We start from the raw sequence: 22,427 nt of genomic DNA on the forward strand, positions 1-22,427 counted from the left end.
CGCTCACTAGCGCTCCCGAATCAACACATTTGAGATATACACGTCTTCAGTGATGATCATATACAGTCTCACCCTCTCCTCCATCAAGCAGTTGGGCGTGATCATTCTGACGAATCAAATATTCAAAAGATGTCTGTACCGCCAGCGCAACCCGATACGGAGGAAGCTGATAAAACTCCTGCCAGGCTTTACCGCGTTCGGCATTGTACTGGTCAGCGTCATGATCTTCCTGATTAACCCAATTCAACCGGACCGCATGGCCCAGAATCACCTCGACCACTAATAAATGCGGAACTCTGAGGTCAGGATTCATTTTGAACAGACTGCACAATGCCTGAATCACTTCGATGGTCATTTGCCGGTAGGAATTGGTACTGATGCGTATCAGCATTTTTTCGATCAGGTTGGCAAACTGAGCCTCTCCACCCGTCATGGAATTGAGCGCAATATCAGAATCCATACGGGTACGGGAATCAAACCGATCCCCCAGCACAATCCCATGACAGTGATTCAGCAGACTCCAGAGGTCTGAAAAAAAGTTATCCTGAAAACGTGGAATCAGCCCCTGGACTTCACGCCACTTTTTCCAGTCCTTTTCCTCGCCCAACAGAGGGTCATCTTTACTGTCAAAATGGACTTCACAAATAGGGCCATGATGCATCGCCGGTAAGGATTCCTGGGCGATCAAACGCTGAACCGACATTTCATAGTTTTCCAGCACCTTGCGTACCCTGTCGTATAAATCATAGGGGCTTAAGGAGCACAGCAACTCAAATGCATCAGACGGCGCCAACGCTTGTTCCGATTGCAATTGCGACATTATGAGATGCATAAACTGACCCGGAATAAAGGTCTTCATTCCTTGAAACAGCGCAGGCTGATCTTTCAACAGTGCGGCCATAAACACAATGAGCTCCTGATTCAGTATGACCTCACGATCATCGTAACCGGTATTTTCCTGAATCAACCTCAATAACTCGCGATTATCCGGCACTCTGCGCAACATTCCTTTATCAGAATAAGTACGTCCAACCACCAACGATTTCTGCCGTGCGACAATCTCGGCAACGGCGTCTTCCAACCCATGCCAATAGCGACCAAGTGCACCTGCTGCTTTTCGAACCACGTTCCACACCTGCTGGTGACACGCAGTGTCGTACACTTCGTCCAGCAAGACTTTAAGCGTCACTTTAGGTGCAATACCAATCTCCGCTTGTAATCCTTTTCTGGCCACCAACTCCAGAAGAATATCCTGCTGTTCATATAAATTGACCGATTGGATCAAGCTGTCGATCAACTGCTCATCTGAGCGATCCGGTTGTAACAACGACAACATGTCATGGGCAATCGGCTTGCACTTTTCCAGCGTAAACTTTAACCACTTTTTGGCCCTTCTCGGCGACAGAGAGTAATTGTCCGGCAACTGATAGTCATGCAACTCATCAATACGCTCTATCGAACCACTATCAATCAGTTCCAACAACGGTCCAGTAATGATCTCTACAGACTCAACCTTATTGCCACTGCACTGCCGGGCAAACTCATAAATGGCATCTGCATCTGGTGCTTCCAGCATATCCCGCGTCACCAGAATCACCTGGATTGGCTTCTGTGGCTGGCACCAATGCCGGGATATATAACTGAGCTCGCTTTTAATTTTGGCAAAGGTAAAACGGTTGTCGGCGCTCAGATAAAAGCGAGACTGATTTTGGATATGAGATAAAAACAAACAGGTCTCACCCTGTAATTGGTAAAACTGTGCCGAAGCAAGAGAACGAGCACGTCTGGGAGGCCTACCAGTCAACCCCATTTCCCTGTCCTGCCCAAGAATGGCAAACAGACGCGGAAACTCCATCGCGCTCAGAATCCTCACAGGTTCGACATCGGACTGCGTTTCGGAATAAATTCCGTGACCTGCCAGAGTTTCTTTGACGTGTTCATCTTCTGCAATAAACGCTACCTGTATGGGGTTTTGCATACGTCGGCCAATGCGCTTATGAGTCCTGAGCGGGTCGATATCGTGTTTGTCTAACAAATGTTCATGAATCAGGCAGCCCAGCACGTACAGACTCTGAGTCCAGACCAAAGGAACGTTCTGATTGGCAATTCTGGCTTGAGAACCTGGATCTTCTTTTTCCTCCTCAATTCGATCATGAGGCACGATATATAGTTCAGGTAACAGCAATTGACCGTCTTTTTCCACTCGTAGGCGATCAAGCCGGTCACGGTAAAAACGGATCTGCTCGGCATCTTCACGAAACAGAGCATCGAGATACAAATAGGTGAAAAACAATGGCCATTCGGATTCGATATGCTCGAAACTTTTCAGTTCATGAAGTTCATAATGCAATCGGTTATGATCTTCAATAGCCGTTTGATGACCATCGCGCAGGAAGCGTTTACAACCATAAAAACCTGCCAGTTTAGCGAGAATCTCAGACCGTGTTTTTTTAACCAGAGATTTTTTCTCTACCGCAAAGGCAGGATAACCGATGATGGAAAGGCAGGCAGCATCGACCTCCTTAGACCATGATTCACGCGGCAACAAATGCTCTAAAACTGTCCGACAACGGGCAATTTCATCAGCCAGGACATGAATGACCCCCTTCTGGCCACATGCTTCTCCCAACAGATTAACACCACGAATCGCCTGCAGCGCAGCCTTGGCCATCCCCACTGAGCTGGCGTTGATTTCCACCCGGCCATTATTGATTTTGTTGCCGCGCTCCCATATTCCAAAATCAGGAGTACGATAGGCCCGGCCAATATACCAGACCAGGTTTTGAACAAAGTGTACTTCCTGTTCTGTCTGGACAATTCTGACACCTGACAACGTCATCTGTGCCAGCATCAAAACATATATAGAAGTGGCATCCAGTTGTAGATGTCCCCACTTGTCGTCATCCACCACAACATCACCCGAATGCGTGGAATACTTGGCATGCAGTGCATCCATGGGATTTTGGGTATATTTGAATCGTTCAACCTTGGCTGCCTGCCGCATCATTGAAGACAGCAGCCCCCGCATTAACCGTACAGTGGCATTTTCCAGTTGATCGACACGTTCCTGATAGCCAGAAGTTTTTTGGTAGGCCAGCAACATTCCCCACACGGCCTGAATGGAATATACGTTATCCCGAACCCATGCATCGGTATAGTCACCGTGATCATTGATGTCCGTACTCGCTGGAAACAAACCGGTATTCGGGTTCTGACGACACAGAATAGTGCGGTCGACCATGTCAAAATAATAATCCAGCCTTTGCAGAATATGATCATACATGTTGTTACCACTGAACCGTTTCACTGTCACCCGGACACCTTATTACCGGAAGTTTATAACATCCCAATCCCTGCAAACATCTGGCCGCTGACACATATAAAAAATATAACCCAACTGGGCCGAACATCAATCACATCAGACTAATGCCCGAGCCATCATCTACTATGCAGCATATAGCCCGTCAGTCAGAATGCGTCAGAACGAGACCCGTTATTGATGCCATTCACAACACCGCCCATACATTACATTTGCCAGGAAATCTCACAAACTGAACAGGTTTGCAATGGGCCTGCCAATAACTGCACGTTGGCCAGCAACTGGTCAGCTTTTCTTTTTCGCAACAGCCTGTTGAGCCAGCTGGGTAATCTCGGACCACTTGTGAGCCTCAACCATTGCCGCCGGGGCAACCCATGAGCCACCAACACACATAACATTAGGCAACTTCAAATAGTCTTCAAAATTACTTTCGCTGATACCTCCGGTTGAACAAAATCGGATATCCGCAAAAGGACCCGCCATTGCGTTGAGAGCTTTCACCCCACCATAGCTTTCTGCCGGAAAAAACTTGAAATGACGGTAACCATGCTGAAGCCCCAACATTAGTTCTGATGGTGTGGCGATAGCAGGCAAATAAGGCATGGAAACCTCTTTACCAGCACACAACAATGCTTCTGTCATACCTGGGCTGATGGCAAAATCACAGCCAATACGGTCAAGCGCTTCAAGCTGTGCAACACTCGTTACGGTACCGGCCCCGACAATCATCTCAGGCAATTGCTGTTTCAATAATGCAATGACATCCATAGCCACGGCGGTTCTTAAGGTAATTTCCAGAACGTTCACTCCCCCCTCAGCCAGTGCTTTGGCTAACGGTACTGCGTGGTCCAGTTCTGAAATGGCCAAAACCGGCATAACAGGATTTGCTAAGTTCAAAATCTGTTCGACATCATAGCGACTCATAAACTATTCTCCTGACAAAATTTAATGACCATTGTAGATGTGATTCAACACTGCTGCTGAGCCGAGCAAGCCCGGCTGAGTCGATACAATCAGATAAGTAGGAATATCAACGACAAAACCACTCAAGCGTCCTTTCGCTTCAAAACACTGTCTGAACGCACTGTTTTTAAAAAACTCAACAAATCGCGGCAGAATACCACCAGCAATATAGACCCCACCTTTGGCACCACATGTCAATGCGGCATCTCCAGCAAAGTGACCCAGAACGGAACACAATCGGGCCAGCGCTTCTTCACAAACAGCATCAGTCTTATTAATGGCAGCTGCACTGATTTCAGCTGCTTTCAAAACAGCCACTTCGCCTCTACGATAGAGGTGCAATGCCTGGTAGATATTTTCCAGTCCCATGCCAGATAGCAGCCGCTCGGCTGAAACCCGTTCATATTTGGTCAACAGATAGCGCAGTATTTCTATCTCGACTTCATCTGTTGGCGCAAATTGAGCATGCCCTCCTTCCGTTTCTACCGTAATAGGCACACCATGCTTATCAAATACCAGAGTCCCCAACCCAAGCCCGGTTCCAGGCCCAGTGACAACCATAGGCATATTTTCGATTGCTGTACCACGACCAATCTTGATCGCACCACTGGCATCGAGATGGGGAACCGAGTTGGCAAGGGCATTGTAGTCATTGATGAACTTCAATGAATCAAACCCCAATTGCTGTTTCAACTCAGAAACATAAAATGCCCAGGTATGATTAGTCATTTTGATATAGTCGGAATCAGTTGGACAGGCGATAGCCATGACCCCTTGTTTTATAGGCTTTATCTGCTCAGGAAGATGCTCGAGGTATGCCCGTACAGCATCTACAATCCCTTCGTATTCTGCACCATTCAAGGTTTTGGCGTAACACAGCTCCTGCTCATTCAGCTGCAGTTTTTCATCCGCGGCGAGCTGTTTCAGTGGGGCCAGCGCAAACCTCGCATTAGTTCCACCAATATCAGCAATAATTCCAAATTCCTGGGTCACAGTTTTTGTCCTCAATTAGTCTTCAAATCTGAAAACAGTGGCACCCTGCTCCGGGTTATTCACTGATGCACGCATATTGGCGAATAATTCCCGCCCAAAACCGAACTCATCGGGTCCCGGCTCAAAAGCAACCACCTTGCGCTCGTTAAATTCAACCGGGTCAACGATTACCTGCAAAGAACCAGCTTCCGCATCCAGCCGAATTAAATCGCCCTCTCTGATTTTTGCCAGAATGCCCCCCTGACTGGCCTCTGGGGACACATGAATCGCCGCAGGTACCTTACCGGATGCTCCGGACATCCTGCCATCTGTCACCAGTGCCACGCGATATCCGCGATCCTGCAAAACACCCAACGGTGGAGTTAACTTATGTAGCTCCGGCATGCCATTCGCACGAGGCCCCTGAAACCGAACCACTGCGACAAAATCTTTGTTCAATTCCCCTGCCGCAAATGCTTCCTGCAATTGCTGCTGGCTTTCAAACACAACTGCAGGAGCCTCAATGATCCGGTTTTCCGGAGCAACTGCAGACACTTTGATCACCCCAACCCCAATATTGCCACGCACAACCTGAAGTCCACCTTCGGGGCTGAACGGCCGGGTAACAGGGCGTACTACTTCTTCATCCAGACTATCGGCACTGCACCCCTTCCATTCAATACTGCCGTTATGACCTAAAAACGGTTCCCGGGTATAACGCTCCAACCCATAACCCGCCACAGTATTAACGTCTTCATGCAGCATAGAACCCGCCAGCAGCTCACGTATCACGAATGGCAATCCGCCTGCGGCATGAAAATGGTTTACATCCGCCTTACCATTTGGGTAGACACGCGCCAACATTGGTACAACGGATGATAATTCAGAGAAGTCATCCCAGGTAATTTTGATTCCCGCCGCTGCAGCCGCAGCCACAATATGCATGGTCAGGTTGGTAGAACCACCTGTAGTCAACAACCCTACCATCCCATTCACAAACGATTTTTCATCAATCATCCTGCCAACCGGCATATAAGAACCGTTGGTCGATGTCAGCCTTAGCACCTGTTGCGCTGCGCTTATGGTTAACTTCTCGCGCAAAGGATCGTTAGGATTGACGAATGATGATCCAGGCAAATGCAAGCCCATAATTTCCATCAACATCTGGTTGCTGTTGGCAGTTCCATAAAAAGTACAGGTACCCGCCGAGTGATAAGAACGACTTTCTGTTTCAAGCAACTCCTGCCGGGACACCTTACCTTCAGCAAACAATTGTCTGACTCTGGACTTCTCCGAGTTGGAAATCCCGGTCGGCATAGGCCCCGCGGGCACAAAGATGGTTGGCAGATGCCCGAACCTCAATGCTCCGATCAGCAAACCAGGCACAATTTTGTCACAGACTCCCAAATACAGCGCTGCATCAAACATGTTATGAGAAAGCGCAATAGCCGCCGACATGGCAATCTGATCACGACTGAACAGACTGAGCTCCATCCCGGTCTGCCCCTGAGTGACACCATCACACATTGCCGGCACCCCACCTGCCACCTGTGCAGTACAGCCCATTTCCATGACCGCTTTTTTGATCTGCTGCGGAAAATGCTCATAAGGTTGATGCGCGCTCAACATATCATTGTAAGCGGTTACGATACCCACATTAGCAGCATTCATAAGCTTAATGGTTTCTTTCTCCTGAACGCCACAGGCCGCAAAACCGTGAGCCAGATTGGTACAACCAAGCGATTGGCGTACAGGAAAATTTTCACCGGCTTTATCGATCAAAGCCAAATAACGAGTACGGCTGTTTTGACTGCGTTCAATAATTCTGTCGGTGACAGCCTGGACGGTAGGGTTCATAGTAGGGTCTCTGATAAGGTTTAAGCATGTGTCCAATAGACATCTAAATCGACAATAGACTGATCGATAACAGACCTAACCGGATATTCAGTCAACGGACCTGCCTGACAGGCCGCTTCAAAAATCTGTTTTTTCTGAGCACCGGTTATGTGCAGAAACAACGACTCAGTTGCCAGAATCCTCGCCAGCGTCAAAGTCATTCGCTCATGGGGAGCCGTCACTGGATCTGCAGCACAACAGCTATACTCTGTATTCATATCAACAGCTGCTGCCAATTGAGGCGATTGCGGGAAAAAGGATGCGGTATGACCATCCCCTCCCATACCCAGCACAACCACTGAAAATTTTGCTGGTAACTGTTGTAACACCGAATGGAGTGCAGCAACCCCTTGCTCAGCACTTGAATGCTCATTCTTAAGCCCGATAAATTGCGCCGCAGCTGCAAAGTTCTGCAACAAACAATCACGCACCAGCTTCTCATTGCTGTCAGCATGTTCAGGACCAACCCAACGCTCATCCACCAGGGTGACGATTACTTTTTCCCAGGCCAGCTCCATGTTGCTCAAATGGGCGAACAGCCCCTTTGGAGTACTGCCTCCAGAAACAGCCAGTGAGGCAACAGCGTTATTATCGATATCCCGCTGTAATTGCTCTGCAACAGCGATCGCCAATGCCTGATCCAATGCGTCAGTCGAAGAGTATTCATGTAAATTCATATGCTTCCTTAGAGTCAGTAAGCTTTAATCAGTACGCGACATTTACCAGCACAAACATAGAACTGCTGCTGACACATCACTCGCAGAATTTCCGACCATTCCAGTGGCCCGGCTACTTGCTTTCATGCCAGCTACGACCATCTTTGGCCACCAGTTCAAAGGCTGTCTGCGGCCCCCAGGTCCCGGACATATAAGTACTGGGCAACCCGGCATGCTCAGCCCAGCCAGTCAGAATGGCATCACACCACTTCCAGGCTGCCTCAACTTCCGCCCGGTGAACAAATAACGTTGAGTTACCCCTCATGACATCAAACAACAAACGCTCATAAGCCTCGGGAATTCGTTTATCAGCATACTTGTCAGGCTGAGTCAGATTCAGGGTAACGGGATGAACCTCCATTCCTTTTCCAAGACCTGGAACCTTGTTCATCATATATAGCTGCAGACTTTCTTCCGGCTGCAACCTAATCACCAGCTTGTTAGCCATAATGTTGGAAGATTCTGGGAAAATGCTGTGTGGAACGTCTTTGAACTCGATGACAATTTCGCTGAATCTCGCCGGCAGACGTTTACCGGTACGAAGATAAAAAGGAACCCCACGCCAACGCCAGTTATGAATATCAGCCCGGATTGCAACGAAGGTTTCTGTCGTGCTGTCAGGCTTTCCACCTTCTTCCTGGGTATATCCTGGAACAGATGCCCCATTTGCAACGCCTGAACCATACTGTGCCCGGACGGCATGCTCCCTGACCTCAGAAGCACTCATGATTTTAAGAGACTTCAGTACCTTGATTTTTTCGGCGCGTACAGCATCCTGATCAAGACTGACCGGAACCCCCATTGCCACCAGACATAACAATTGCAGCATGTGGTTTTGAACCATATCACGAAGAGCACCTGAGTCATCATAATACCCCCAGCGCCCCTCAACACCGACCGTCTCAGCCACAGTAATCTGTACATTATCGATATGGCTATTGGTCCATACAGGCTCAAACAACGCATTGGCAAAACGGACCGCAAGCAGATTCTGTACTGTCTCTTTTCCCAAATAGTGGTCGATACGGTAGATATTGTCTTCATCAAACACTTCCGCCACTGCGTCATTGATGACAATAGAAGAAGCAAGATCCTTCCCTAATGGCTTCTCAAGGACCACTCTGCTGTGTTCCGAAACCAGATTATTTGCCTTAAGTCCTCTGCAAATCGGGCCGAACAGCCCCGGCGCGGTGGACAGGTAGAATATGGTATTTCCAAGACATGCATCGTTACCGAGAACTTCGGATAAATGTTGGAAAGTTTCATTTTTACTGGCATCGACGGAAACATACGAAAGGCGCTCAGAAAAACGATCCCATACAGTTTCATCCATGTACTTTTCGGCCACGAACTCTTCCAGCCCCTTACGAACCATGCTCTGGAACTCAACTCTCTCCAGTGCAGTCCTCGATGCTCCGATAATTTTGGCTGCAGGCGCAAGCTGATCGTCTTTATCCAGAAAATAAAGCGCTGGCATCAATTTACGAATCGAAAGGTCCCCATTACCGCCAAATATCACGAAATTACAAGCGTCATTATGTAGTTTCATGCCTTTAAATGCTCTCCAAAAATAATGTCACATTAATGTTGTACGACCCCGAATCACATCGGCGAAAAGGTAATTTTTGTAATTTTCTTACATTTTGCCCGAATTCAGTATCTAATAACAACCTGAAACAGCAACCAGACATTCGCTTGAGTTGACATCCAGATCTGCAGGATGCACTAAAATTGATTCTGAATATAATTACAGAATTACATGACATTATTCATGTACGATAGCGCACAACAATAATAGTGGTATAAATATAGTGACTGAGACAGACCATAGCAGCAATCTTCTTGAACGCTTGAAGTCCAACCCGGACTGCCTGAGTAAATCTGAAAAAAAAGTGGCTCAGGTTATTCTGAGCAACCCTGACTCAGCCATTCGTTCCAGTATTGCCTCTCTTGCAAAAGCCGCCAATGTCAGTGAACCAACGGTAAATCGTTTCTGTCGCTCATTGGGATGCAGCGGATTTCCGGATTTCAAGTTGAGACTGGCTCAATGTCTGGCCACAGGTACACCTTATATCAACAGAGATGTGGAATCTGACGATACGGTTGAACAGTACACCCGGAAAATTTTCGAAGCGAACCTGAGCGCCATTAGTGATGCTCAGCGGTCATTGGATTACAATGCCGTTGCCAAAGTGGTTCAGACACTGGCAGATGCCAAAAAAATCGACTTTTTCGGTTCCGGCGGCTCTGGTCCGGTTGCGCTGGACGCACAACATAAGTTTTTTCGTCTGGGCACTCCTGTTGCCGCACATACCGACTCACTCATGCAGCGTATGGCTGCTGCCGGGGCCAGTCCTGGCGATGTCATCATGATAATTTCCAACACTGGTCGCACCATACCTCTCATCGAGGCAGCCACCATTGCCCGTCAGGCAGGCGCAACAGTTATCGGACTAACCACCCCCAGTTCACCATTGACGGAAGTATGCGATCTTTACCTGGGTGCAGAAAACTCCGAAAATACCGAAATCTATACACCGATGAGCTCCAGACTCATTCATCTGGCTATCATTGATGTACTGGCTACTGGGGTATCATTATTGAGGGGCCCTGATTTTCAGGATCATTTGAGAATTATCAAAGAAAGCCTGGCGGAAACCCGCATTTCCAACAAAGACAAGTAACAGGGTCGTCATTTTTCCTCTGCTACAATTGAACATTGTTTTATCGAAAGTTTGAAATGTAGTTTTATTACAATTTTTTAGCGGGCAAGATCACTTACTGTAGAATTGTTGCGCTATATCATGGTTAAATACGTAATAAACCTACATATTTAAGCCATCTTTTACGTGGCGGCCAAACCAGTCAATGAACTTCTGACTGATGGCCCTCAAAACTTCTATAAAGGAGCACAACATGTCTAAAATCCGTGTCGCGATTAATGGCTATGGCCGTATTGGCCGTAACGTTCTACGTGCATTATATGAATCTCCTGAACATCTGGAAAAAATTCAAATTGTTGCCATCAACGATTTGGGCGATGCCAAAATCAATGCCCATTTGACCAAATACGACACAGTGCATGGCAAATTCGTCGGGACTGTTGAGCAAGACAACGATGCTCTGGTTGTAAATGGCGACAAAATAGCAATTCTGTCTGAGCGCAACCCTTCTGAGTTGCCCTGGAAAGAACTCAGTGTAGATGTGGTTTACGAATGTACCGGTTTCTTCGCCAGTAAAGAAAAAGCCAGTGCTCACCTTGATGCTGGTGCCAAAAAAGTAATCATCTCTGCACCTGCTGGTGGCGTTGACGCTACTGTTGTATACGGTGTGAACCAGTCAGTTCTGACTTCTGACATGACCGTTATTTCAAATGCTTCCTGTACCACCAACTGTCTGGCTCCTATCGCTAAACCTCTTAACGACAAGCTGGGTATCGAAAGCGGCCTGATGACCACGATTCACGCCTATACCAACGATCAGCGCCTTTCTGACGTATATCACTCAGACCTCTACCGTGCCCGCGCTGCAGCTATGAACATGATTCCTACCAAAACTGGTGCAGCAGCAGCCGTTGGCTTGGTTGTGCCTGAGTTGGCTGGCAAGTTCGATGGTATGGCGGTACGCGTTCCAACCATCAACGTTTCATTGGTTGACCTGTCATTCCTGGCACCTCGCGAAACCACTGCTGAAGAAGTCAACCAAATTATTGAGGACGCTATTGCTGCGGACCCAGTATTGGCAAAAGTACTGTGTGTCAACAAAGAACCATTGGTTTCTACTGACTTCAATCACAGCACTTTCACTTCCAATTTCGATGCGACCCAAACAAAAGTACAAGGCAAGCTTGTAAAAGTCATGTCATGGTATGACAATGAATGGGGCTTCTCGAATAGAATGCTCGATAACACAATTGCGTTAATGAATGCCTGATTAGGTTCAGGTGGAAAAAAAGTCTAATGGTAATGCCATTGGACTTTTTTCGTTTAAGGGGCTAGCAAAATTTCGATAGCCGCTAACTTTGTAATAATGCGAACTGTTGCACTAAGCGAATTTCCGCTTATCGCATAAAAGAATAAATAACCCTTCAGCAGGCTTTTCCTTTGGGAATATATTTTGATAGTGGCTATGGGGACTTTATGACAGTACACGTTAAATTACGTAATGAGAGCCTTAAAACAGCGGGCTCTCATCAACAAATGATCTTCAAGTGAGAATTAGGAAATGACTAGACGCACAAAAATCGTCACTACTCTGGGTCCAGCAACTGATAATTACGAAACACTCGAACAACTGATTCTGGCAGGAGCTAACGTTGTTCGACTGAACTTTTCTCACGGCTCTCCCGAAGATCACAAACGTCGAGCCGACTGGGTCAGAGAAATTTCTGAAAAACACAGCAAGTATGTTGCCATACTGGGCGACTTACAGGGACCCAAAATCCGTATATCCCGCTTCAAGGATAAAAATGTCGAGCTACTTGAAGGACAGGATTTTTTACTGGATATCGATCTGGACAAAGATAGTGGTGACAACGAAAAAGTAGGTGTTGATTACCAAGCTCTGGCAAAAGACTGTGCTCCGGGAGACATCCTGCTGCTGGATGATGGGCGTGTTCGGCTGGAAGTGAAATCCGTGGAAGGTAACAAGATTCTGACCAAAGTTGTCCTGGCCGGTCCATTGTCAAATAACAAAGGCATCAACAAGCTGGGCGGTGGTCTTTCGGCCCCGGCACTGACCGAAAAAGACAAAGCCGATATTGTGACGGCATCTGAAATCGGCGTCGATTATGTTGCGGTATCTTTCCCAAGAAATGCTGCGGATATTAACCAGGCCAGAGAATTACTGGCTACCGCAGGATCCAGTGCAGAAATCATTGCTAAGATTGAACGTGCTGAAACAGTACTCGATCACGACCTTCTGGATGAAATTATCCTCGCTTCAGACGGAGTAATGGTTGCCCGTGGAGATCTGGGCGTAGAGATCGGTGATCCACAATTGATTGGCGTTCAAAAACATATTATCGAACGCTCCAGAATACTGGATCGTACTGTCATCACTGCCACGCAGATGATGGAATCCATGATCAACAACCCCTTTCCAACCCGCGCCGAAGTATTTGATGTCGCAAATGCAGTTTTGGATGGCACGGACGCAGTCATGTGTTCTGCTGAAACCGCTGCTGGTAAATACCCTGTGGAAACTGTCCGGGTGATGCACGATGTCTGCCTGGGTGCAGAAAAAGTCAGAAGAGCCCAACGCTCCAAACATCGTCTGGACGAACAGTTCAAGCGTACAGACGAAGCCATTGCAATGTCTGTTATGTACACAGCCAACCACCTCAAAGGGGTTAAAGCGATTATCTGCCTCACAGAATCCGGATCGACTCCGTTGTGGATGTCACGGATCAGCTCAGGTATTCCCATTTACGCACTTTCACGCCACATGGCCACACTGTGCCGCGTTGCCCTCTATCGCGGTGTCACCGCAACCAGTTTTGACGTGACCACACAGGATCCTGTGTGGGTAAATCGCAATGCAGTTGAAACACTCAAAAAACAAAATCTGGTATCCGATGGCGACCTTGTGATTATCTCCAAAGGCGACCACCATGGTGTTCATGGCGGAACCAACACCATGCAAATATTGAGCGTCGGTAATATCACCTGATTCGAACTGCATTACCAAACAAGCCAGTCTGTCTTTTCGGCTGGCTTTTTTACATATGAACTAACCTAACCTGAAAACAATATTGCTCCATCATTACGAGTAGGAGAGAGGAACCTGAAATATGGAACACGATATAGATCCAATTGAAACCCTGGAATGGCAAGATGCGCTGGCATCGGTCATTCGTGAAGAGGGTGCGGATCGAGCTCAATATTTATTGAAGCGATTATCCGATCAAATCACCTCTACGGGCCCAGATGTACCATTCGCACTGAATACACCATTCAGAAATACCATTTCGGTTAATGAAGAGCCTAAATTTCCTGGTGATCCCGAAATAGAACAGAAAATTCGTGACTGGATAAACTGGAATGCCGTTGCAATGGTGGTCAGGGCAAACAAAACCGGTGATGACCTTGGTGGCCATATTTCCAGCTTTCAATCTTCAGCAGCATTGTATGATGTTGGATTTAATCATTTCTGGCGTGCCCCGACTGAATCAAACCCTGGCGACCTGGTATATTTTCAGGGACATATCGCCCCGGGAATCTATGCCCGTTCATTTGTGGAAGGCCGCTTAAAAGAAGAGCATCTGGAAAATTTCCGCAGGGAAGTTGATGGCAAAGGCCTGTCTTCTTACCCCCACCCCTGGTTAATGCCAGAATACTGGCAGTTCCCAACCGTATCCATGGGGCTTGGTCCTTTACAGGCCATTTATCAAGCCCATGTCATGCGCTATATGGAGAATCGTGGTCAGATCGAGAAAGGTGGCCGGGTTTGGGCTTTCCTTGGCGATGGCGAAACCGATGAACCAGAATCACTCGGATCTATCAGCCTGGCCGGACGTGAACGCCTGGACAACCTGGTATTTGTGATCAACTGCAACCTGCAGCGCCTGGATGGTCCTGTACGTGGTAACGGTAAAATTCTGCAGGAACTCGAAGGCGTATTCCGTGGCGCAGGCTGGAACGTCCTTAAAGTTGTCTGGGGCAGCGGCTGGGATAAACTGCTCGCCAAAGATCACAAAGGCATGCTCGCCAAACGCATGGACGAAGTGGTCGACGGTGAACTGCAAGCCTATAAATCCAATGGCGGCGCCTATACCCGTGAACACTTCTTTGGCAAGTACCCTGAGAGTGCAGAGCTGGTCAAAGATATGACCGACGATGAAATCTACAAACTGCAACGCGGAGGTCATGATCCGTATAAGGTTTTCGCAGCCTATAAACAGGCCATCGAAAATAATAACGGACAACCAACCGTTATTCTGGCGCACACGGTAAAAGGCTTTGGTATCGGCGCTGGCGAAGCTCAGAATGCCACCCACTCACTGAAAAAACTCAGCCTGGATGATCTGAAGAAATTCCGTGATCGCTGCCGGATTCCGGTGACCGATGAACAGCTGGAAAAAGGTGAAATACCGTTCTATCGTCCGGATGAAAACAGCGCAGAAATGCAATACATCCGAAATCACCGCAACCATCTGGGCGGATACCTGCCTCAGCGCAGACCAAAAGCCCTGGAAAACCTTGAAGTCCCCAGCCTGGATTCATTTGAATCATTGCTGAAGGATACAGGTGATCGTGAGATCTCAACCACAATGGCTTTTGTCAGAATGATTTCACAACTGGCCAAAGACAAGTCCCTCGGAGATCGGATCGTGCCCATCGTCGCTGACGAAGCGCGTACATTTGGTATGGAAGGTATGTTCCGTCAGGTTGGTATCTATGCCCCTGAAGGCCAGCTTTATACCCCAAATGACCGTAATCAGGTCATGTGGTACAAAGAAGATCAGCAGGGTCAGATACTACAAGAAGGGATCAACGAAGCAGGCTCCATGTCATCATGGCTATCTGCAGGAACGGCTTATAGTACTTATAACAAGCAGATGATCCCCTTCTACATTTTCTACTCCATGTTTGGATTCCAGCGAGTCGGAGATCTGAGCTGGGCAGCTGGCGACCTCCAGGCTAGAGGCTTCTTGATTGGCGGAACATCTGGCCGCACAACCCTTAATGGCGAAGGCCTGCAACACCAGGACGGACACAGCCATATACTGGCTGGCACAATTCCAAACTGTGTCACGTATGACTGCACCTACTCTTATGAGCTCGCTGTTATTATCCAGAACGGCTTGCAGCGCATGGTTGGCAATCAGGAAAATGTGTTCTATTACATTACGACTCTGAACGAAAACTACGCTCATCCAGCAATGCCGGAAGGCGCAGCAGAAGGCATCAAAAAGGGCATGTACCTGTTTGAGTCTGGCGTCAAAAAAGGCAAAAAAGCGGTACAGTTACTGGGCAGTGGCTCCATCCTCAACGAAGTTCGCGCTGCCGCAGAAATTCTGGCCCAGGATTTTGGAGTTCAGTCAGATATCTGGGCAGTCACCAGCTATAACGAACTGACCCGCGATGGTTTGGCAGTTGATCGTCACAACATGCTGCATCCAGGCGAAGAGAGACAGACAGCTTATGTCACCGACTTACTGAAAGATCGCAAAGGTCCGGTTATCTCTGCTGCTGATTATGCCAAGAACTACGCCAACCAGATCCGCAAGTGGGTACCGGCTGCTTATCATGTCCTGGGCGCCGACGGCTTTGGACGCAGCGACTCTCGCAAGCAACTCAGACATTTCTTTGAAGTGGATCGTCACTGGATTGTCATCGCCTCTCTATTTGCTCTAAGCGAAGAAGGGTTGGTAGAGGCAAAAGACGTGAATGATGCTATGCAGAAATTTGGTTTGGATCCAAACAAACCAAATCCAATGACGGTTTAAGGAGTCACTAATGGCAACCGAAATAATTAAGGTCCCGGACATTGGTGATATCGAGGCAGCTGAAGTCATCGAAATCACCGTAAAAGTGGGTGACAGTGTTTCTGAAGACGATACCTTATTGGTTCTGGAGTCAGACAAAGCATCAATGGAAGTTCCATCTCCAAAAGCCGGAAAAGTGTCGCACATCAAAGTCAATGTCGGTGACAAAATCGGCGAAGGCGATGAGATCGTTTACCTGGAAATCGCTGGAGATTCCTCCAGTGCCTCCACCGAAAGTCCATCAACACCTACCGAAAAACCGGCAGAGACTTCCGCTTCAGCAGCGAGCTCAGCCATCACGCCAGTGCACGTACCAGATATCGGCGGCGCAGAAGGCGTTGAGATTATTGAAATCAACATTAAAGTTGGTGACACCATTGCAATCGATGATCCCATTGTCGTTTTGGAATCCGATAAAGCTTCCATGGAAGTCCCCTCACCCATCGAAGGTGAAGTGGTCGGCCTGAAAGTCAATACGGGCGATAAGGTGTCTGAAGGTGACCTGCTGATTGAAGTAAAATCATCCAGCGGTGTAACAGCAGAGACCGGCAGCACTCCAGCCCCTTCAGCTGGAACATCTGCAATTGAAACAATCAATGTGCCCGATATCGGCGGGGCTGAAGACGTTGAGATCATCGAAGTGAATGTCCAGGTCGGGCAGACACTTAAGGCCGATGATCCTATCGTGGTCCTGGAATCTGACAAAGCCTCCATGGAAGTCCCCTGCCCACAAGACGGCGAAGTTGTTAATGTCCTGGTCAAAACCGGAGACAAAGTGTCTCAGGGTACAGCGCTGATCGAACTGAAAAGCACTTCTGCCCAGGCACCAGCACCAGCACCTGCTCAGACGGCAGCAACTGCAGCACCGCAAGCACCCGTACCAGCCAGCACTACCACACCAAGCACTCAAAACGATGACATTGTAAAACCGTCAAAAACGGTTCATGCCGGCCCGGCAGTACGTCGACTGGCGAGAGAGTTTGGAGTTGATCTTGCTCTGGTTCGAGGCACTGGACCGAAAGCCCGGATTGTTAAAGAAGATGTAGCCAACTGGGTTAAAAACAAACTGAAAGAACCTGAAAAAGCCACTTCTGGCGCAGGTATTCCTGCAATACCCGATCAGGATTTCTCTAAGTTTGGTCAGGTGGAAATTCTGGAGCTCAACCGGATACAACAACTGACAGCTCAAAACATGCATCGCAACTGGCTGAACATTCCTATGGTCACTCAGTTTGATGAAGCCGACGTGACCGATCTGGAAACCTTCCGTCAATCCCTGAAAGGGGAAATGGAAAAACGTGGTGTGAAGATTTCACCATTGGCGTTCCTGGTTAAGGCATGTGCATCAGCGCTGCAGGAGTTTCCCAAGTTCAACGTGTCACTGATGTCTGACGGCAAACGCTACGTACAGAAGCATTACGTCAATATTGGTATCGCTGTCGATACTCCTAATGGCTTGATTGTTCCCGTTATCAAAGATGCTGACAAAAAATCAATCTGGCAACTGGCCGAGGAAATCATTGATTTTGCCCAGCGTGGACGTAAAGGACAGGTTAAGCCCAATGAAATGCAGGGCGGCTGCTTTACTATCTCCAGCCTCGGAGGCATTGGTGGTACCGCATTTACGCCTATTGTGAATGCACCCGAAGTTGCCATTCTAGGCGTCTCCAAAAACATGGTGAAACCACATTGGGACGGTAAACAGTTTGTACCGAGAACCTTCACTCCGCTTTCCTTGTCATATGACCACAAAGCAGTGAATGGTGCGGATGCCGCTAAATTTACCAACTACCTGGGAGCGGTGTTAGGCGATATCAGAAGACTGGTTCTCTGAACACCTGATTTTCCACATCCAGTCACAAAATGAGCCTCATTATGAGGCTCATTTCATTTGTAACTCAGTGTTGTTTTCCGGCAAGCCAGACCGACAGCACGGCGTTCACAAGCCGACCAAACCTTATCTCATCATACCGACCTGCTAATATTCATTCGCGCTTTAACAATGGCTGTGTTGGTAAACGCACCATAAAAAACAGACATATCAGCAGCATGCCTACCAGAAAATACTTTACGGCTATCACCGGCACCACATAAATAGACACTGCAAATGTCATTATGGTGACCCCTATTGCCCATATTTTGACCTTCTTCTCAATAAATCGATGTTCCTGCCAATCTTTGATAATCGGCCCAAATAAAGGACTCGAAATCACCCACCGATGAAACCGAGGAGAACTCTTAGCAAAACACGAAGCAGCCAATAACAGAAAAGGGGTTGTTGGCAGCACAGGTAAAAATATACCGATAAAACCCAGCAATACCGCCAACCAGCCAATAACAATCAGAAACCATCGCAAAGCCATACCAACACCATCACTCTGTTTTTCGAGACCACCATAAACATAGCCTTTTTTCGGGCAATACCTACCAACTCCACAGCATAAATTCATTTTGAAACTTGAAACAAGCATGGACCGCATGAGTAAGTAGGTAAATATGAAATAACTGACCATTTCGATCCATAAAAGCGATTACCCTTGCCTGCTTTTCCAGAACGTTTTATGCACATTATCTCCCCAAATGCATTTTAACGATCATCACAAGACCTGTGATGAAAAACAGAGATACAGCTTTAACGAACTGAATTTAAGAACACTGGAGCAGGAAATGAGGCTCAAGCGACAGGCAATGCTGCACAACTCTACAGAAAAACCTTAAGACATAAAAAAACCAGTCACAGAGGACTGGTTTTTTTAAAAATTTGGAGCGGGAAACGAGACTCGAACTCGCGACCCCAACCTTGGCAAGGTTGTGCTCTACCAACTGAGCTATTCCCGCATATTTCCAAACTAAACGCGACCTTCTACTAAAAAAAGGTGGCGTCCCCTAGGGGACTCGAACCCCTGTTACCGCCGTGAAAGGGCGGTGTCCTAGGCCACTAGACGAAGGGGACACTTCGTTTTCCACGTTGCCGTTGGAAGTGGCGCGTATATTACCAACGGATTTTGGGAATGCAATACTTTTTTTTAAAAAAATCCATAAAAATCAACCGCATACCCAAATTCTCAGAAAATCAGGCCTTACTCAAGCAATCCTTTCTTGTAGAGATTCTCATATACATAGTTGGTTGCCTGTACGTACCCATCGACACTTCCGCAATCAAACCGCGTGCCTTTGAACTTATAGGCCAGAACACAACCCTGCTGAGCCTGGGTCAACAGCGCATCAGTCAGCTGGACTTCACCATTTTTCCCCGGTGGCGTGTCGGCAATAATATCAAAAATATCAGGGGTCAGAATATAACGACCAATAATGGCCAGATTGGAAGGTGCATCATCTGGAGCTGGCTTCTCCACCATATCTGTGATCCGGTACAAACCACTTTTCATTTCTTCACCGGCAATCACGCCATATTTTTCGATTTCATCCATGGGTACTTCCATAACCGCCACAATACTGCAACGAAACTGTTTATATATCTGAACCATCTGTGCCAGAACGTTATCGTAACCTTCATCCGGGACACAGAGGTCATCTGCCAGAACCACGCCAAAAGGCTCGTTACCGATCAGGGTCTTACCGGTCAGGATAGCATGCCCAAGACCTTTCATTTCTGGCTGCCGGGTAAAAGAGAAAATCCCTTTTGCCATCACATCCCGGATAGACCGAAGGTATTTTTCCTTACTGGTACCGGCAATCTGGTGTTCGAGCTCATAGGAAATATCGAAATGATCGGCAATGACCCGTTTTCCCCGACCGGTCACAAAACCTATTTCATTCAAATCCGCTTCTAGCGCTTCCTCAACACCGTATTGCACCAGGGGTTTATTAACGATGGGTAAAATCTCTTTTGCCATCACCTTCGTGGCTGGCAAGAATCTTGTCCCATATCCTCCCACTGGAAACAAACACTTAGTTATCATGATCACTCCTTCTCATAGGTTTCTTTGTTTAGTTTCATTTAATTTATTCAGTAACAAACTTAACTAACTGGAATATTGCTTGGCATCTTCCTCAACCGCAATCTCCAGTTGTTCAAAAATGTGCGGTACCGCAGAGATTACCCGACTCCAACTTGGCATGAAAGGTGTTGCCATCGGGTTAGCCAGATAATCTTCTCCAGCATCCATGATGTTTTTCGCAAATAACTCCACAGCCTCTTCTTCTTTATGCCGATCCACCTTCAAACCATTGATAGCGCCATCGTTGTAATATACTTCGACATAATCCAACGCTGTTCTATAGTAAGCTGCCTTAATAGTTCGAAAATGCTCTTCCGTGATCAGCTGCCCATTAATGGCCAGTTTACGGTAGATAGCTTTGGTGATATCGCGACTCATTTTAGATAAGCCGGCAGTGGCATCATCCGGGGACAAATCCTGATGCTTATGATCATACACATCTGCGATATCCACCTGACAGATACTTTTAACACTGTAATTACGATGCAACTCTGCCAACACCCCGATTTCCAGTCCCCAATCACTTGGGATACGAATATTTCTTAAAATATCGGAACGCAGTGAAAACTCACCAGACAAGACATAACGAAACGAGCTGAGGTAATCCAGAAAATCATCTGCACCAAAAACCTTTTTTAGGCTGTGCAACAACGGACCAACCAACAAACGACACACTCTGCCATTGAGTTTTTGATCAGCGACACGCGCATAGTAACCCTTACAAAACTGATAACCGAACGCCGGATTGGCAACCGGATAAATGAGTCTTGCAAGCATTGAGCGGGAATAAGTCACCACATCACAATCGTGTAAGGCAATTGCTTTGGTGCGATTGGAAGCCTGAGCATAACCAATGCAATACCAGACATTGCGTCCTTTACCCAACTCCGCTGGCGCCAATCCTATCTCCTTCAGCTTCTGATCAATCTCCATCAAACGCGGACCGTCGTTCCACAATATTCTCAGCCGCTGCGGCAAGCGGCCAAAATATTTCAATGCATATCGAAATTCGTCTTCATCAGCCCTGTCCAGACCGACAACAATTTCGTCGACATAATCAACTTGTGACAACTCCTGAATAATGCCTTCCAATGCAGGCATCTCCAGTTCTGAAAACAATGAAGGCAGAATCAGGCCAATTGGATTGGTTTTCCGAAATCGCCTGAGCTCTTCCTCAAGGTCTTCAACAGGTCGGTCAACCAAATTATGAAAATTGGCAATAATGCCATTTTGAAAGAAATCTCCCATGGTTCCTCCGCTAGTGTAGCGCCCATAACTTTAATAATTGTTTTATTGCAGCATTCCATCCCGCCGGTCCGGCTGCAGAAGCCAATATCAGATCCGTGTCGGGTTTGCTTATAGACAGGTGCTCTCCTGAAGGTTTTGGAATCACAATCGCAAAATCAGCCCATTCGAGCATTTCCCTGTCATTAGCTGCATCACCAAGAGCCACCGTGCGACAATTGACTGCGACAGTAGTACGGTATAAATCAGTTACAAATCTAGCGGCGTTGGCTTTATTGTTGTTTCCCTGCACCGACACCAGCCGCCCTCCTTTAACAGCCTGAAGGCTGACACTCTGCAATTGTCGGTTAAATTCCTGGAGACTTTCATCACTGTCCAACCAATTGACGGGTTCACTGACTTTACGTTTAAGCGCGAGAGCCGCTGCATCGACCGATAACCCAGTCAATTGCGAAAAGTGATCCGCCCCCATATCGCTGGCAAGTTCAATATTCAGCGCCAGCATTTTTTTAAGCCGCTGGGCCTCCTCAATCAACCTGGTTCGGGGAACGCCGAGCAGACGGACACCATAACCCGATAATAGATCACCGTTAAATCCTGGCCATAATTCCATTATCAGATTTTCCGGTACAGCAACCCCCCCTCCATTTTCGAAAATAAAAGGATTCGACCAGTCTCGTTCCTGCATAAACAGGCGACCTTCGTCAAACGTTTTGGAAGTACAGGGAATTATAGGAATCTGGCGTTGTAGAAGATCCTGAATTGCAGGGGCAGCGGCCTCACAACTGTATGTATCGTGATCCAGTAACGTCCCATCCAGGTCGGTAAATACGATAATTGATTTGCTGAATTCCATAATCATCTTA

15 protein-coding genes and 2 tRNA genes are annotated in these 22,427 nt (G+C 47.4%); 5 read left to right on the forward strand and 12 right to left on the reverse strand.

What is annotated here, in order from left to right:
* Positions 1–46: 46 nt before the first annotated feature.
* The 6 genes from ACQY6I_RS24560 to zwf all read right to left on the reverse strand — a co-directional run bounded on the left by ACQY6I_RS24560 (position 47) and on the right by zwf (position 9,415).
* Positions 47–3,283, reverse strand: a complete 3,237-nt coding sequence (locus ACQY6I_RS24560) for a glycoside hydrolase family 15 protein (protein ID WP_428244319.1) — start codon at positions 3,281–3,283, stop codon at positions 47–49.
* Between the two features lie 321 nt (positions 3,284–3,604).
* On the reverse strand, positions 3,605–4,243 hold the full coding sequence (locus tag ACQY6I_RS24565) for a bifunctional 4-hydroxy-2-oxoglutarate aldolase/2-dehydro-3-deoxy-phosphogluconate aldolase (protein ID WP_428244320.1): 639 nt from the start codon (positions 4,241–4,243) through the stop codon (positions 3,605–3,607).
* A gap of 21 nt (positions 4,244–4,264) precedes the next feature.
* Positions 4,265–5,275, reverse strand: coding sequence for a glucokinase (gene glk, locus ACQY6I_RS24570; protein WP_428244321.1), 1,011 nt, complete (start codon positions 5,273–5,275; stop codon positions 4,265–4,267).
* Between the two features lie 15 nt (positions 5,276–5,290).
* Positions 5,291–7,111 (reverse strand): phosphogluconate dehydratase, encoded by a 1,821-nt coding sequence (edd, locus tag ACQY6I_RS24575; RefSeq protein WP_428244323.1) that lies wholly within the window; start codon positions 7,109–7,111, stop codon positions 5,291–5,293.
* Between the two features lie 20 nt (positions 7,112–7,131).
* The gene (gene pgl / locus ACQY6I_RS24580; RefSeq protein ID WP_428244324.1) at positions 7,132–7,827 is read right to left on the reverse strand and encodes a 6-phosphogluconolactonase; all 696 of its coding nucleotides are present in this window, start codon (positions 7,825–7,827) and stop codon (positions 7,132–7,134) included.
* Positions 7,828–7,939: 112 nt separating this feature from the next.
* The gene (gene zwf / locus ACQY6I_RS24585) at positions 7,940–9,415 is read right to left on the reverse strand and encodes a glucose-6-phosphate dehydrogenase (protein WP_428244325.1); all 1,476 of its coding nucleotides are present in this window, start codon (positions 9,413–9,415) and stop codon (positions 7,940–7,942) included.
* A 262-nt stretch (positions 9,416–9,677) separates the two neighbouring features.
* Here zwf and hexR point away from each other — a divergent pair, with 262 nt between their 5' ends.
* The 5 genes from hexR (at position 9,678) to aceF (ending at position 18,188) form a co-directional block, all read left to right on the forward strand.
* On the forward strand, positions 9,678–10,550 hold the full coding sequence (gene hexR / locus ACQY6I_RS24590; RefSeq protein ID WP_428244326.1) for a transcriptional regulator HexR: 873 nt from the start codon (positions 9,678–9,680) through the stop codon (positions 10,548–10,550).
* A 232-nt stretch (positions 10,551–10,782) separates the two neighbouring features.
* On the forward strand, positions 10,783–11,799 hold the full coding sequence (gene gap, locus ACQY6I_RS24595; RefSeq protein WP_428244327.1) for a type I glyceraldehyde-3-phosphate dehydrogenase: 1,017 nt from the start codon (positions 10,783–10,785) through the stop codon (positions 11,797–11,799).
* 291 nt (positions 11,800–12,090) lie between these two features.
* Complete coding sequence (gene pyk, locus ACQY6I_RS24600) at positions 12,091–13,536, forward strand: pyruvate kinase (protein WP_428244328.1); 1,446 nt, start codon at positions 12,091–12,093, stop codon at positions 13,534–13,536.
* Positions 13,537–13,657: 121 nt separating this feature from the next.
* Positions 13,658–16,315: a pyruvate dehydrogenase (acetyl-transferring), homodimeric type gene (aceE, locus tag ACQY6I_RS24605; protein ID WP_428244330.1), complete on the forward strand. Its 2,658-nt coding sequence runs from the start codon at positions 13,658–13,660 to the stop codon at positions 16,313–16,315.
* Between the two features lie 10 nt (positions 16,316–16,325).
* Positions 16,326–18,188 (forward strand): pyruvate dehydrogenase complex dihydrolipoyllysine-residue acetyltransferase, encoded by a 1,863-nt coding sequence (gene aceF / locus ACQY6I_RS24610; RefSeq protein WP_428244331.1) that lies wholly within the window; start codon positions 16,326–16,328, stop codon positions 18,186–18,188.
* A gap of 151 nt (positions 18,189–18,339) precedes the next feature.
* Here the strand turns inward: aceF and ACQY6I_RS24615 are convergent, their stop codons facing one another.
* The 6 genes from ACQY6I_RS24615 to ACQY6I_RS24640 all read right to left on the reverse strand — a co-directional run bounded on the left by ACQY6I_RS24615 (position 18,340) and on the right by ACQY6I_RS24640 (position 22,417).
* Positions 18,340–18,804, reverse strand: coding sequence for a YbaN family protein (locus tag ACQY6I_RS24615; protein WP_428244332.1), 465 nt, complete (start codon positions 18,802–18,804; stop codon positions 18,340–18,342).
* Positions 18,805–19,116: 312 nt separating this feature from the next.
* A tRNA-Gly gene (locus ACQY6I_RS24620) sits at positions 19,117–19,192 on the reverse strand.
* Between the two features lie 39 nt (positions 19,193–19,231).
* A tRNA-Glu gene (locus ACQY6I_RS24625) sits at positions 19,232–19,307 on the reverse strand.
* A 127-nt stretch (positions 19,308–19,434) separates the two neighbouring features.
* Positions 19,435–20,277, reverse strand: coding sequence for a UTP--glucose-1-phosphate uridylyltransferase GalU (gene galU, locus ACQY6I_RS24630; RefSeq protein ID WP_428244333.1), 843 nt, complete (start codon positions 20,275–20,277; stop codon positions 19,435–19,437).
* A 63-nt stretch (positions 20,278–20,340) separates the two neighbouring features.
* Complete coding sequence (locus ACQY6I_RS24635) at positions 20,341–21,564, reverse strand: glycosyl transferase (RefSeq protein WP_428244335.1); 1,224 nt, start codon at positions 21,562–21,564, stop codon at positions 20,341–20,343.
* A 10-nt stretch (positions 21,565–21,574) separates the two neighbouring features.
* The gene (locus tag ACQY6I_RS24640; RefSeq protein WP_428244336.1) at positions 21,575–22,417 is read right to left on the reverse strand and encodes an HAD-IIB family hydrolase; all 843 of its coding nucleotides are present in this window, start codon (positions 22,415–22,417) and stop codon (positions 21,575–21,577) included.
* Positions 22,418–22,427 lie beyond the last annotated feature (10 nt).

The sequence above is a fragment of the Gynuella sp. genome (genome assembly GCF_050297175.1).
Classification (GTDB): Bacteria; Pseudomonadota; Gammaproteobacteria; order Pseudomonadales; family Natronospirillaceae; genus Gynuella.

What these genes read in the sequence shown, in the direction of transcription:
- gap (WP_428244327.1), top strand. Translation starts at nt 10,783, where the DNA reads ATGTCTAAAATCCGTGTCGCGATTAATGGCTATGGCCGTATTGGCCGT.
- pyk (WP_428244328.1), top strand. Translation starts at nt 12,091, where the DNA reads ATGACTAGACGCACAAAAATCGTCACTACTCTGGGTCCAGCAACTGAT.
- ACQY6I_RS24560 (WP_428244319.1), bottom strand. Translation starts at nt 3,283, where the DNA reads ATGTATGATCATATTCTGCAAAGGCTGGATTATTATTTTGACATGGTC.
- ACQY6I_RS24565 (WP_428244320.1), bottom strand. Translation starts at nt 4,243, where the DNA reads ATGAGTCGCTATGATGTCGAACAGATTTTGAACTTAGCAAATCCTGTT.
- galU (WP_428244333.1), bottom strand. Translation starts at nt 20,277, where the DNA reads ATGATAACTAAGTGTTTGTTTCCAGTGGGAGGATATGGGACAAGATTC.
- ACQY6I_RS24635 (WP_428244335.1), bottom strand. Translation starts at nt 21,564, where the DNA reads ATGGGAGATTTCTTTCAAAATGGCATTATTGCCAATTTTCATAATTTG.
- ACQY6I_RS24615 (WP_428244332.1), bottom strand. Translation starts at nt 18,804, where the DNA reads ATGAATTTATGCTGTGGAGTTGGTAGGTATTGCCCGAAAAAAGGCTAT.
- aceF (WP_428244331.1), top strand. Translation starts at nt 16,326, where the DNA reads ATGGCAACCGAAATAATTAAGGTCCCGGACATTGGTGATATCGAGGCA.
- ACQY6I_RS24640 (WP_428244336.1), bottom strand. Translation starts at nt 22,417, where the DNA reads ATGGAATTCAGCAAATCAATTATCGTATTTACCGACCTGGATGGGACG.
- zwf (WP_428244325.1), bottom strand. Translation starts at nt 9,415, where the DNA reads ATGAAACTACATAATGACGCTTGTAATTTCGTGATATTTGGCGGTAAT.
- edd (WP_428244323.1), bottom strand. Translation starts at nt 7,111, where the DNA reads ATGAACCCTACCGTCCAGGCTGTCACCGACAGAATTATTGAACGCAGT.
- pgl (WP_428244324.1), bottom strand. Translation starts at nt 7,827, where the DNA reads ATGAATTTACATGAATACTCTTCGACTGACGCATTGGATCAGGCATTG.
- aceE (WP_428244330.1), top strand. Translation starts at nt 13,658, where the DNA reads ATGGAACACGATATAGATCCAATTGAAACCCTGGAATGGCAAGATGCG.